This window comes from Algoriphagus confluentis, assembly GCF_036245625.1.
Taxonomy (GTDB): domain Bacteria; phylum Bacteroidota; class Bacteroidia; order Cytophagales; family Cyclobacteriaceae; genus Algoriphagus; species Algoriphagus confluentis.
The window spans coordinates 165,180-177,440 of sequence record NZ_BTPD01000008.1; the positions used below are offsets into that span (position 1 = coordinate 165,180).

The window sequence follows — 12,261 nt, forward strand, 5'->3', positions numbered from 1 at the left end:
AAGACTTTTCCTCCCTAAAGATATGTCAAAAAAGAAGAAAGTATCATTGGTTTTGAGCAGCGGTGGGGCGAGGGGCTTGGCACACGTAGGAGTCATTCAGGAATTGGAGAGAAGAGGCTATGAAATCTCGGAAATCGCCGGATGCTCCGCTGGAGCTTTGGTGGGTGGAATGTATGCAGCAGGGAAACTGAATGACTTTCGGGACTGGATTTGTAATTTGGACCGAATAGATGTCTTTTCTCTGATGGATTTTACCTTCTCCAGCAAGGGATTTATTAAAGGGGAAAAGGTGTTTCATGCCTTAAAAAAAGTGGTGCAGGATTACAAAATCGAGGATTTGGGACTTGCCTTTTCCTGCAATGCAGTCAATGTAAAGACCGGTAAGGAACATATTTTCAAGGAAGGAAGTCTTTATTCCGCCATTCGTGCCTCCGGTAGTATTCCCTCAGTATTCCTGCCTGCCAAGGTTCAGAATCAGTTTTTTATCGATGGGGGAGTCTTAAATCCCATACCCATATCGCTTTTGAGTCAGTCCAAAGGTACCCTGCTGGTAGTAGTAGATGTCAATGGGCTGGAAGAGGATTACATTTCCCCGCCAAAGAAAGATCCCTCGGGAAAGAGCTTCCTGTCCATGCCCAAATGGCTGAAAGAATACCAACAGAAAATGAAGCAATTTTTCCCGGATGAGGAGAAAGAAGCCAAGGAGGTCTCCTATTCAGCCCTCGACTTGGTCACCCGTTCTTTTGACCTGCTTCAGGATCGGTATTGTGAGATGATGCTGGAAAAATATTCAGTTGATGTTTTGATCAAGGTGTCCAGAAAACAATCCGGAACACTGGAGTTTCACCGATCTGCAGAAATGATAGAAATCGGAAGAATCAAAGCCGAAAAGGCCCTGAATGCGATCGAAAATGGAAATAACTGAACTCAATCGCCTCCTTGGCAATGTGGATATCTACCTCTTGGACCAGATCCTAAAAGGTAGATTCGCCAAAGAAATGAAGATCCTCGACGCAGGATGCGGAGAAGGAAGAAATGCCGTGTACTTTATCCAAAAGGAATATCAGGTTTTCGGGATAGACTCCAACGAGACCGCTATTCAGTATTGCCGGTATATGGCCAAAAGTCTGAATCCGGAATTTGATATCCACCGATTTCAAAGGGGTCGGTTGGAGGAGATTCCTTTTCATCACCAAGCCTTTGATGCCGTAATCTGCTCGGCAGTTCTCCACTTTGCAGAAAATGTGGATAACTTCTGGCAAATGGTCCGGGAAATTCATCGGGTACTTAAGCCGGGAGGCATTTTCTGGTTTCGGATGACCACGGATTTTTGTGGGATCTCGGGGAAAAGTGAACCGCTAAAAAACGATAAATTCGGCCTTCTTGACGGTTCAGAGCGGTTTTTGCTCAATTCCAGCCATGTGGATAACTTGCTTCAAATGGGTTTCCGCTTCCTGGAGCATCCCAAAACCGTCCATGTTCTCGGCCTTCGGGAAATGGGAGTTTTTTTGTTGGAAAAGGTCTAGTTTGACAAGTCAATTTACAAATCCATGGAGCTACAATATGCCTTAGAATTGATCGGTACTTTTGTCTTCGCTATTTCCGGCGCTTTGGCAGTTAGGGAAAAAGAACACGATCTCTTTGGCGCAGGATTTACCGGATTCATAACGGCTATCGGTGGAGGAACACTCCGTGATATTTTGCTGGACAGCTATCCCTTGGTTTGGATCGGGGATATTCATTTTCTCTATTCCATTTTGCTGGGAATCTTAGCGGCCTTCCTTTTTCCCAACCTTCTGAGCCGTCTTCGCAAGACCTTTTTCCTGTTTGACACATTAGGCATTGGGTTTTTTACTGTTTTGGGAGTGGAAAAAGCACTGAATCTCGGAGTAAGACCCGAAATCGCGGCCATTATGGGAATGTTTACTGCCGTTATGGGTGGAGTCATTCGGGATACCTTGACCAATGAGATTCCTATTCTATTTCGGAAAGAAATCTATGCTTCGGCCTGTTTGGTCGGGGCAGTTGTTTATTTAATATTTGACTATTTAGGATTGGAACGAAACTACAATCTATTGATCTCCATGAGCATCATCATCTCGATCCGCATGATTGCTATGAGGTACAAGTTGAGCCTTCCCCGCTTGGATTAAGAAAAAAGTGTTCTTTTGGAGCGGATAAAAGAAAGAATCGGCTTTAAAATTTGGTCGAGAAGCGTTTTTATCTAATTTTTCCTTACTTTATTCCATATTTTGAAAAAGAAACTTTTCAACGCCCTTAATGAACCCTAAAGACAGCATAGACTGGAGATCGATTTTTGATCCGACCTCCCTGGTTTACATCGTAGTTGGAGTTGCTTTTGCAGCAGTTGCATTGGAGGCATTCATGCTTCCCAACAAGTTTCTGGATGGAGGAGTAACCGGAATCGCCATTTTGGTGAATTTGGGATATGGAGTGGACTTGAATCTGCTTTTGGTCTTACTGAACATCCCATTTCTGGCTTTGGGCTGGAAGAAAGTGGGCAAAACCTTTGCTATTCAATCGGCTTTTTCAGTGTTTTTGTTGACACTTATACTCCATTTTGTTGAGTTTCCCACGGTTACTCAGGACAAGGTTTTGATTGCGGTTTTCGGGGGATTTCTGATGGGCACGGGGATCGGCTTGATCATCCGTGGGGGAGGCTTGATAGATGGTTTTGAGGTGATTACGGAGTATTTTCAAAAAAACTCGGCCCTCTCAGCCAGTGAAATCACCGTTTTTCTCAATTCCCTGATCATGCTTTCGGCTGCATTTGTTTTTGGCATAGAACCTGCCATGTATTCTATCCTGACCTATTTTACTGCTATCAAGACCACTGATTATGTGGTGGAGGGATTTGAAGAATACACTGCACTCACCATCATCTCCAAGGAGGATGATAAGGTGAAGGAGCTGATCGTCAAGGAATTTGGCAAGGCGATCTCGGTATATAAAGGGGAACGGGGCTACCTACCGGAGACCTTTCATATTCATCACCCCTGTGATATCATAATGACCGTAGTAACCCGACTGGAAGTACACCGGATCAAACTGGCGATTCAGGCCATAGACCCAAAGGCTTTCTTCTATGTGCAGACCATCAAGGAAGTCAAAGGAGGAGTCATCAAAAAAGTCGGAAAAAAACATGACTGATGGAATTTGAAACAATCCAACATACGATCTATCGGGATATTCTGGAAAAACTTCCGGCCCACCTGACCTACCACAATCTGGCGCATACCGACTATGTGCTTCAGCAGTCTGTCTCACTGGCCAAGGAGGAAAATGTGGGGCCCTATGATCTGGAACTGCTAAAACTAGCGGCACTTTTTCACGATACCGGATTTATCGACAACCCCAAAGATCATGAAGAAAAAGGCTGTGTGATCGCCGAAGGGTACCTTTCCCAAGCCTATTCCACCGAAGACCTGGATAAAATCAAAGGCATGATCATGGCCACCAAAATCCCCCAAAGCCCCAAAAACCATCTGGAATATATTCTTGCCGATGCGGATTTGGAATACCTGGGAACGGATCTATTTGAAGAAGTAGGAGAAAATCTATACACCGAACTCAAGCATTTCAATCCCAGCTTTACCCGGCAGGCTTGGGACGAACTTCAGTTGGTGTTTATGGAAAAGCACCACTACCATACCGAATACTGCCGTCAAAACCGCGAACCCAAAAAGCAGGAAAATCTGCTGACGGTGAAGAAGCGATTGGGGTTGGTTTAGTCAAAAGGTAAACTCCATCACCGCAAAGCCCAATTCATCCTCCACATTGACATAGGACCAAAGCTTGCCGTTTTTCCAAAAGTAATTTTCAGGAACTTGTTTCAAACCCTCGATTTTAGTTTCGCCCAAAACCTTGAAGTCTTCATCATAAGCAAAAAGAAATACTTCGAATTTGGATGGATCTCCTTGTTTTTCGCCCAGAAATGTTTTTTTGCCCAAGCGCAAATACATCTTTCGGGTTTCGTCCCAAAGCGGCTCCATGTAATTTAATTCTGCAAAAACTTTTCTTCGATCTTCCCTAAACTCGGCCTCATCAGTGGGGAGATTGTTAACCTTTACCTGCATGCGATTGGGGAACTTTTGATGCTGGATTGGGATAAATGTGAGACTATCTGTGCCAATATCAAATCGGTATAGCCCACTCATAGAGCCTGCAGAAAGGAAGATTTGGCCGTTTTCGAGTGATATATAATTTCCGACTCCAAAGTATCGAACCATTTTGGTCTCTCTGGAAATCGTAGTCAGGGTTCCGGAAAATTCATTAACCGCTTTCATTTCCGGGACAGACTTTCTTCTCAGTGTTTTGGTTGACGGATCAATTATAAAAAGTTCTTTTTCTTTGAATTCTTCTCCTGAAGGCTGAGAGAAGATTCGATATTTCTCGAAATCAAAAATTGCCTTTCCATAAATCTGATAAAGATTTTCAGCCAAAAGCTTATCAATTCCTTCTGGCATGATATTCAAATTCTCTGTTTTCTCTCCCTTGAAATTGTATTTACCTAGAGTATTAAACCCATGGATAAACAGTTCTTCTTTTCCACTTACCTGGAACCCGAGCAGATAAGACCCTATGCCATCGGGACCTTCTTTTTGAAAGGGCGTTTTCCGCACTAGCCTTAAGCTATTGAGGTCAACCTCTACGAGATTCAAAGGATCCCTTTCGAAAAAATACAGAGTATTCCCATCCTCGCTGATTACTTTGGCTCCGAGACCACTGTTGAGAACAAAGAAATCCTCCCCTGCATCGATCAAAACTGTATCCACTGTAAAACTCAGATTCTCCAAGATATTTCCTGATTCGGTCTTTTCAGAGGAGTTTCCTCCACAGGAAAACAGAAGAGGAAGACATAGAAGTAGGGTTAATTTTCTCATAGTTTGTTAAAATTTAAAATCAATCACCGCAAACCCCAATTCATCCTGCACATTGACATAGGACCAGAGCTTGCCGTCTTTGAAAAACATGGGCATTTCAGGCGAAATCTCTAGGAATGTTTCTCCAAGCTGATTTAGGTCCAAATCAAAAAGCGTCACCACATTTTTGTACGACTTTTTACCTCCTTTCGGACTATCCGGTTCTTGGGAGAATCTCCAAATCCGATTTTGAATCGGGTCAAAAACATATCCGCCAAATCGCACTTGGCTTCCCGATTCTTCCATAAGGTTCTCCAATTCCGGAAAGGATTCAGCGATTGACTTTTCAGGCCTTTTCTTCTCATCGGCAGTAAGCTGAGAATGATGGGACTTTAACATCAAAGTATCCTTGGCCAAATCCAAAATATACCCCTCATTGAAATGCACTGAAGAAACAATAATTTTCTGGTCCACTTCCGTAAGAAAGATCCGCTCCACCGTACTCATCCTGAGGGCTCCATCTTCGACCAGCTTAAAAGCAAAAGGGTCTAATTTCTTACCCAGATCGAAGGGATATTTCTTGGCAGCCAGATCCTGAAGGGACACAACCAACATGCCAGCTTGGGTCTGCCCTTTTGAGAAATAAGTGGAAATGAAAAACTTGCCATCCGCCGTCACCATAGCTTCTGAACCAACCGCATCTTCGGGTTCCAATCCACTGAGCACCTCAGGAGTCAACTTGATCAAGGTCATCGAGTCCAAACTGGGATTGAAAATCCGTAATTCCCACAAACCGATAAAGTAGATGTTCCCTTGATTATCCATTTGGATCAATTGAGCATCTCCTGTTCCCAAAGGCCCTTCCCTTTCCATGCTAATTTTCTTCAAAAGAGTCCGGGAATCAAGGTCAAACTGCTCTAGCTCATAATCTTTGGGAATGAAGTTGAAAAATTCACTTTGGTCTTGGGAAACAGTGGATCCTGCCAATCCCCACTGAAGAAACAAAAGCTCTTCTTTGGAATCGATCATCACCGTATCCAGCGTAAAAGTCAGATTCTCTAAGATATTTCCTAATTCGGTGTTTTCAGAGGAGTTGCCGCTGCAGGAAGACAGAAGAGGAAGACTTAGAAGCAGGGTTAATTTTCTCATGGTTTGTTAAAACTTTAACTCCATCACCGCAAAGCCCAGTTCATCCTCCACATTGACATAGGACCAAAGCTTGCCGTCTTTGAAGAAGGTGAATTCAGGCACATTGGTCAATTCGGGCAGAAATTTTTCCCCTAACAGTTTCAGATCGGCATCATAAACAAAAAAGTAAACTTCCGCGCGCTTGTACCAGTTGCCTTCTGCATCTTTAATCGGCCTATACCCAAAGCGGAAGAATTGCTTTCGCTGTTCATCCCAAATCAATTCCCTAAAAGCAATCTGATTCATTTGCTTTTCCATAGCATCTTCAAACTCTTTTTCATCGGTAAACACATTACTTTCAAAATCACCGGTTTTTCTTTTGGGGACTAGTTGATGTTCGAATTCAACCAAGCGCAAAGAATCCTTTTTGTAGTCATACACATACAGGTCAGAGGTGACCGAACTGGTGATATGAAGCGCTTCATTCATGGTTCTCAGCCAAATGTTTTCACCGGTCCTCGCCATCCTTTTTTGCTCTTCGAGTCGTAACAACAAGGTTAATTTTAATGTCTGAAGCATGTTGGGCAGCTCGATACTCTTTCCGGTTTTCGCGTTGGGATTAATTATCAAGAGTCTGACTTCCTTTTCAGAGGGGTCTAGCCTAGTAAGAGCAAACATTTGCTTCTCATCATGGGAAAGGGTAATTCTATTGGTGATCAAGCCTTCTTCATCCACACCCAGTCCTTCAATTTCTTTGAAATTGAATTTTAAGCTTTTTTCTTTCTGACCATTCTTGGTGTAGGTTCCGACATTAATCATGGGAGAAGTGATCAAAAATCGATCATTGGCCAAGGATTGGATACTGGGAGGATTAAAACCAACTGCATTAGGTCCTTCTTTAGAAAATGGATAACTACCAATCAGCTCTAATTTATCCAAGTCTATTTCATTGATCATAGTCTTTCTCATGTCAAAAAAGTAAAGGGTCCTAGCATCCGAAGAAATGGAGGACCTGTTGATTCCATACCCCAAATCAATGATTTCTCCTTTGGGATCGACCACTACCGTATCGATGGCGAGCGTCAGATTCTCTAAGATATTTCCTGATTCGGCATTTTCAGAAGTATTCCCTCCACAGGAAAAAATGAAGGGCGCTAAAAAAAACAGAAAAAGTTTTCTCATAGAAAATAAGTTTTCTACTAAGAAAGCGAGAATAAACTAAGATCAAAAAACTATCTAGAGTTTTTGAGAATCTTAACGATTTACTGCTTTGATGATCAGGTCAAAAACTGCTGTGGGTTGGATTCGTTCCGTGTCAAGAATGCTGGAATCCCCAACCAAAAGCGGCTTGTCCAAGTCCGACTCGGGAATTCGCCCGTGAGCGCCCTTCACTAAGGTTGCATCCAAGGGAATCACATCCATCAAGTAGCGGAAACCCAGTTTTTTCTTCAGCACCTTGGAGCCGATTTTCAGAATCGGGATTTTGATCGCGGGATCCAAAACCAACTCAACAGGATCGTACCCGGGTTTGCGATGGATATCCACGCAGCGCGCATAGTCAGGTGCTTTGGCATCGTCCAGCCAGAAATAGTACGTAAACCAAGAATCTGCATCGGCGATCACCACCAAATCCCCCGAACGGTCGTGATCGAGGTGGTAATCTTTTTTGCCTTGGAAATCCAACACTTTTTCGACACCCGGAGTCTTTTCCAGCAAGGCTTTGACTTCTGCAAGTTTGGAGTGATCGTTGACATGGACATGGGCGACTTGATGATCCGCTACCGCAAAAACAGCGGAGGTTCCCGCATCTAGCGTCTCTCGACCCAATTCATTTTTCACCTGAATCCAGCCCTTTTCCCGGAAAATCCGGTTGAGGTGAATCGGATTACTCACACTCGTAATGCCATATTCAGAGAGCAGCAGGACCTCAGCACCCCGATTTTCAAAGAAGGTAATCAGGTCCTTGGCCAAGTCGTCTACTTCGCGAAGGTCTTTAGCAATCTTAGAAAAGTCAATGCCGTATTTCTGCAGATTGTAGTCCAGATGGGGAATATAGATGAGATTCAGAGTAGGATTGTACCAATCTTCCACCTTTTTGGCTGCCTCGGCGATCCACTTGCTGGATTCGATGGTCGTATTCGGCCCCCAAAAGGTGAAAAGCGGAAACTGACCTAACTCCGCCTGTAGTCGGTCGCGCAGCTCCATGGGTTGGCTATGGCAATCGGGCAATTTGCGGCCATCCGCCGGATAGAGAGGACGCGGAGTCACGGCATAGTCGGCTGAGGAGTACATATTGTACCACCAGAACATATTGGCTATGGTGAACCCGGGATTCTCTTTCCGGAGGACTTCCCATACCTTTTCAGCCTGCACCAGCTTATTGGACTGCCGCCAAAACTTGATCTCGCATTCATCCTGAAAGTACCACCCATTGCCCACAATGCCGTTTTCGGTGGGCCACTTTCCAGTTAGATACACGGATTGAGCCGAGCACGTCACTGCAGGAAGTACAGGTTCGACCACGGCTTGCTTTTTGGAAGCAATCCAATTTTTCAAAAAAGGCGTATGCTCTCCGATCACTCGGGGAGACAAGGCAACGATATCCAGGACTACGGTCTTTTTCATAATTTTTAATCATTTGGCAAAACCAAATTTTATTTACGAATTCAGATTTACGATTTACGACATCCAATTGAACTTCAAACCTTGTTCTCAAAAAGGATAAATCCTGAGAAAAAGCCCAAAACTACTCCGCTCCTCGTAAATCGAATTTCAACAATCGTAAATGCACAGATCATTAAGACTTTCTCAAATGCTCTTTATGGCTTCGACTTTGCTCAGCCTGACACCACGGTCAATCTGAGCGGAGTCGAAGGGCTATTTTACTTCATCTCTCCGATCACCCAACTCAACTCCCTAGCAATTGACTCGCCCAAGGTCAGGTGTGTGTCCTCAGGCAAAACTTCCCAAGTGTAGGTCTCTACTTCCAGGTGATTGGTGATTTTTGGATAGGATAAAATTTGATTGAGTACAAGGGAAATGTCGCTTTGAGTAGACTGGAATGAGCCATAGTTGTCCAAAAATACCGGAACATGGAAGTGAATCCTCCATTCCAAATCCTTGGTTTTTCCCAAGTGTTCGATGGCCTGAGGCAAGTCGGGATAAGAGGCAAACTGACCGTCTTTTTTTCGAGCGACGACTTGATGCAGGTAGGTCGATTCGGCAAATTCTTCCAATCGCTTGCTGAGTGTAAACCGCTCCACGGCGGACTCCGGAATCATCACCTTCAGCGCAGCCGAAATCTGAATCTTTCCGATTTGAATCCCTGCGGATGCCAACTTCTTGAATGTCTCAGCAGGATTTTCATACACGATCGCAAAGTGACATACATCGTAGCAGGCCTGAATGTGGGTTTTGATCAGCTTTTCCGCCTCATCAGTTGAAACTCCTAGCATTTCAGCTAAGGCCATTTTCCCTTTGGGCAACAGCCAATTATGGAAATAGCTGATCAGTTCATCCGAATTTTCCAGTATTCCGTCAGGCTCTGGCTCTATGTCCAAATGCAGGAGCTTACCGGTTTCCTGATGGATTTTCACCAACTCCTCCACCACCTCCATCAGGTGATCCGTAGATTTTTGGATCGCATCATTTTTCTTCTTTTCGGAGGAAAACCAATGCCGGTAAGAAAGTGGGGAAGTGGAAATTCCTCCCTCCATTCCTTCAGGAAGGAGTTGGGCTAAAATCCGAAAACTCCGGATGGTGTAATCCTTTCGTTCCGGTGTAGTCCAATCTGGCGTGTGGACATTTTCTTTCACCTTGGTCCGGTGAAAGCCTCCATAGGGAAAGCAATTCAGGGTAAACACATACGCATTTGCCTTTTTCAACCAGTCCTGAAACTCCCGCATCCGCTCCGGACGCTGCAATATCAGGGATGCCTCATGAGAGAGGCGGAGACCAATTCCGAAAGGACCTTTGTGCTTTAGCCGATTTTTGACCTCAGGAATATAGATCTTGAGGTTTTCGAAGGTTGCATCCCAGGTTTCTCCGGGATGGATATTGCTGCAATAGCTGAGGTGAAAGTCATGGATTTTCATAGGCTGGGAAAAAATCAGGAAGCGTGAATGGCAGACTTTTTCTCTAACCTACGGAGAATTTCCACAGATTTAAAGATCAATTCTGGATCCATTTCATGCACTTCCACCCCTTTTCCCAACTTTTCCAGGAGCATAATGGTCAATTGACCGCCTAAGTGTTCTTGGAATTCTTTTAGTCCTTGGATCAGATTTTCTCCCTGCAATTCCGGAGCAAAAAGCTCAAAACCCAGCGTATGCATCAGATTGATGATTCGGTTAAAATCGGACTCGGTAATTCGGCCTTGTAAATAGGAATAGGCAGAATCCAAGGCAATCCCGATGGCCACAGCCTCCCCATGGCGGATGCGGAAATCGCTCAATTTTTCCAATTTATGTGCGGCCCAATGTCCGAAATCCAGGGGTCTGGAGCTTCCAAATTCAAAAGGATCCTTGCCTGCAATATGGTCCATGTGCATTTTCGCAGAACGAATGATATGGACTTTCATAGGTTCCATCTCTCTTCTGGCAAGTGCTTCTCCCGCATTTTCCAACCACTCGAAAAAACTCAAATCTTTGATCAACGCCACTTTGATGGCTTCGGAGATTCCTGCTCTCCAGTCACGGTCATCCAGCGTTTTGAGGAAATTGAAATCATTCAATACCGCGACAGGCGGAACGAAGGTCCCTAGGTAATTCTTTTTCCCAAAGGCATTGACACTGTTTTTGACACCTACAGCGGAGTCATTTTGGGACAAAACGGTGGTCGGAATCCGAATCAGGCGAATGCCCCGATGGGAAATGGCCGCGGCAAAGCCCACCATATCCAGTACAGCACCGCCACCGATGGCTGCAATGTAGGAATGACGGTCGATCCCATAGAGATGCGTCGCTTTTACGATCTTTTGGTATTCGGATTCCTCATTTTTGCAGGCCTCCCCCCCGATTGCAATCATTGGTTTGGCGGCTAAGGTGAATACATCTGCATGTGCCAAAGCATAGTTTTTCACTTCAGAGATCAAGCGGGGATGCGTATCGGCCACTCCGCTGTCGATGACAAAAAGTACCTTGGGCACGCGTTCGCCACGAAGCACATTGGCGAGGATTTGATTTTGTGGATCAAATAGATTCTCGGTAAACGCTACCGGGTAGCGGAAAGGAACCGAAAAGGACTGTTCGAGAATCGTATTCATGGTTTGCAAGCAATAGGTTATTCGGGGTTTTCTTTCAATACAAGTTGTGAAAGAAATAGGTTTAAATCGGGCCTAGGTTACAGCAAATTTTTTGGCTAACCAAAGGGAAATGGGAAGAAGCAGCAAAACGATGATTCCAATGGGCCATCCCGAAAAGGCAGAAGCCAAAGAAGCATTGACAAGGATGAGTGAAATCACAGCTGCTTTCACCGATTTGCCGATGAATTTGGGTTCTTGTGTTCGGATGGCTTTTGCCAAAGGCGGAAAGATCATATAGCCGAGCAAAGCTAAAAAAGGAATCACTTGCAGGTATCCCGGACTCTCCAGATAGGCCAAGCCAAAAATCGCCAAGAAAATGGAGGCATACATAGCACCTCCTGCGAAAAGAGCTTTTCGGTTTTTTCCATGCACCTCTCCCCGGCTGATCATGGTAATAGCAGAGACATAGATCAAGGGCAAAAGGCATATCGGCCAGATTTTCTCCAGCACTTCCGGAGCTACACTCACCCCAAGAAGGAGATTTCCGGATCTGCAAAGACCCATATTGATCGGCCCGAGGATGCGCTGATGCTTTCCCCAATAATCATACAGCAAGGCACAAGCAGCAATGGAAATAGCTAAAATCCCGGCGATTGGATTGACCTGAAAGGCACAGATCACTCCAAAAACCAAAAGCAAGGAAGACATAAAAAAAGCAGCATTTTTGGAGGCTCTTCCACTCGGAATAGGGCGCTCAGGCCGCTCGATGGCATCCAAATCAACATCTGCGACATCATTGAATGCGACTCCACCTGCATACAAACCAATAGTACTCAATGAAAGCCAAAGTAGATTCCACCAAAATTGCTGGTCTCCATAGATCCAGTTGGTGGCCATATAGTCCCAGGCACCTGCAATGGCAAAACCCGCCCAGATGTCTGCGATCGCAGTGATCACATTGGCTGGGCGGGTTAGCTGTAGATAAGCGAAAAGCTTGGTGTTTTTCAT

At 44.7% G+C, this 12,261-nt stretch carries 12 protein-coding genes; 5 read left to right on the forward strand and 7 right to left on the reverse strand.

Features of this window, described 5'->3' with window-relative positions; translation table 11 throughout:
• The first annotated feature begins 22 nt into the window (after positions 1 to 22).
• From AAA943_RS13485 to AAA943_RS13505, 5 genes are all read left to right on the forward strand, one after another.
• A complete protein-coding gene (locus AAA943_RS13485; RefSeq protein ID WP_338224789.1) occupies positions 23 to 925 on the forward strand; it encodes a patatin-like phospholipase family protein in 903 nt (300 codons plus the stop codon).
• The gene (locus AAA943_RS13490) at positions 912 to 1,526 is read left to right on the forward strand and encodes a class I SAM-dependent methyltransferase (protein WP_338224790.1); all 615 of its coding nucleotides are present in this window, start codon (positions 912 to 914) and stop codon (positions 1,524 to 1,526) included. Before AAA943_RS13485 ends, AAA943_RS13490 begins: the two co-directional genes overlap by 14 nt.
• Before the next feature lie 24 nt (positions 1,527 to 1,550).
• Entirely contained in the window at positions 1,551 to 2,153 is a 603-nt protein-coding gene (locus tag AAA943_RS13495) for a trimeric intracellular cation channel family protein (RefSeq protein ID WP_338224791.1), read from the forward strand.
• Positions 2,154 to 2,280: 127 nt separating this feature from the next.
• The gene (locus tag AAA943_RS13500) at positions 2,281 to 3,171 is read left to right on the forward strand and encodes a YitT family protein (RefSeq protein ID WP_338224792.1); all 891 of its coding nucleotides are present in this window, start codon (positions 2,281 to 2,283) and stop codon (positions 3,169 to 3,171) included.
• The gene (locus AAA943_RS13505; protein ID WP_338224793.1) at positions 3,171 to 3,752 is read left to right on the forward strand and encodes an HD domain-containing protein; all 582 of its coding nucleotides are present in this window, start codon (positions 3,171 to 3,173) and stop codon (positions 3,750 to 3,752) included. The genes AAA943_RS13500 and AAA943_RS13505 overlap by 1 nt, the downstream gene beginning before the upstream one ends.
• Here AAA943_RS13505 and AAA943_RS13510 read toward each other — a convergent pair whose 3' ends face one another.
• The 7 genes from AAA943_RS13510 to eboC form a co-directional block, all read right to left on the reverse strand.
• Positions 3,753 to 4,904 (reverse strand): DUF4221 family protein, encoded by a 1,152-nt coding sequence (locus tag AAA943_RS13510; protein ID WP_338224794.1) that lies wholly within the window; start codon positions 4,902 to 4,904, stop codon positions 3,753 to 3,755. It lies immediately after the preceding gene.
• Positions 4,905 to 4,910: 6 nt separating this feature from the next.
• A complete protein-coding gene (locus AAA943_RS13515) occupies positions 4,911 to 6,032 on the reverse strand; it encodes a DUF4221 family protein (protein ID WP_338224795.1) in 1,122 nt (373 codons plus the stop codon).
• A 6-nt stretch (positions 6,033 to 6,038) separates the two neighbouring features.
• Positions 6,039 to 7,193: a DUF4221 family protein gene (locus AAA943_RS13520; protein ID WP_338224796.1), complete on the reverse strand. Its 1,155-nt coding sequence runs from the start codon at positions 7,191 to 7,193 to the stop codon at positions 6,039 to 6,041.
• A 72-nt stretch (positions 7,194 to 7,265) separates the two neighbouring features.
• Positions 7,266 to 8,636, reverse strand: coding sequence for an alkaline phosphatase family protein (locus AAA943_RS13525; protein ID WP_338224797.1), 1,371 nt, complete (start codon positions 8,634 to 8,636; stop codon positions 7,266 to 7,268).
• A gap of 257 nt (positions 8,637 to 8,893) precedes the next feature.
• Positions 8,894 to 10,105 (reverse strand): metabolite traffic protein EboE, encoded by a 1,212-nt coding sequence (gene eboE, locus AAA943_RS13530; RefSeq protein WP_338224798.1) that lies wholly within the window; start codon positions 10,103 to 10,105, stop codon positions 8,894 to 8,896.
• Positions 10,106 to 10,119: 14 nt separating this feature from the next.
• Positions 10,120 to 11,274, reverse strand: coding sequence for a 3-dehydroquinate synthase (locus tag AAA943_RS13535; RefSeq protein WP_338224799.1), 1,155 nt, complete (start codon positions 11,272 to 11,274; stop codon positions 10,120 to 10,122).
• 72 nt (positions 11,275 to 11,346) lie between these two features.
• Positions 11,347 to 12,261, reverse strand: coding sequence for a UbiA-like protein EboC (gene eboC, locus AAA943_RS13540; RefSeq protein ID WP_338224800.1), 915 nt, complete (start codon positions 12,259 to 12,261; stop codon positions 11,347 to 11,349).

Bases quoted from the DNA above. Each gene is read 5' to 3' on its own strand.
- AAA943_RS13510 (WP_338224794.1), bottom strand. From the start codon at position 4,904: ATGAGAAAATTAACCCTACTTCTATGTCTTCCTCTTCTGTTTTCCTGT.
- eboE (WP_338224798.1), bottom strand. From the start codon at position 10,105: ATGAAAATCCATGACTTTCACCTCAGCTATTGCAGCAATATCCATCCC.
- AAA943_RS13515 (WP_338224795.1), bottom strand. From the start codon at position 6,032: ATGAGAAAATTAACCCTGCTTCTAAGTCTTCCTCTTCTGTCTTCCTGC.
- AAA943_RS13500 (WP_338224792.1), top strand. From the start codon at position 2,281: ATGAACCCTAAAGACAGCATAGACTGGAGATCGATTTTTGATCCGACC.
- AAA943_RS13485 (WP_338224789.1), top strand. From the start codon at position 23: ATGTCAAAAAAGAAGAAAGTATCATTGGTTTTGAGCAGCGGTGGGGCG.
- AAA943_RS13495 (WP_338224791.1), top strand. From the start codon at position 1,551: ATGGAGCTACAATATGCCTTAGAATTGATCGGTACTTTTGTCTTCGCT.
- AAA943_RS13535 (WP_338224799.1), bottom strand. From the start codon at position 11,274: ATGAATACGATTCTCGAACAGTCCTTTTCGGTTCCTTTCCGCTACCCG.
- AAA943_RS13525 (WP_338224797.1), bottom strand. From the start codon at position 8,636: ATGAAAAAGACCGTAGTCCTGGATATCGTTGCCTTGTCTCCCCGAGTG.
- AAA943_RS13520 (WP_338224796.1), bottom strand. From the start codon at position 7,193: ATGAGAAAACTTTTTCTGTTTTTTTTAGCGCCCTTCATTTTTTCCTGT.
- AAA943_RS13505 (WP_338224793.1), top strand. From the start codon at position 3,171: ATGGAATTTGAAACAATCCAACATACGATCTATCGGGATATTCTGGAA.
- eboC (WP_338224800.1), bottom strand. From the start codon at position 12,261: ATGAAAAACACCAAGCTTTTCGCTTATCTACAGCTAACCCGCCCAGCC.
- AAA943_RS13490 (WP_338224790.1), top strand. From the start codon at position 912: ATGGAAATAACTGAACTCAATCGCCTCCTTGGCAATGTGGATATCTAC.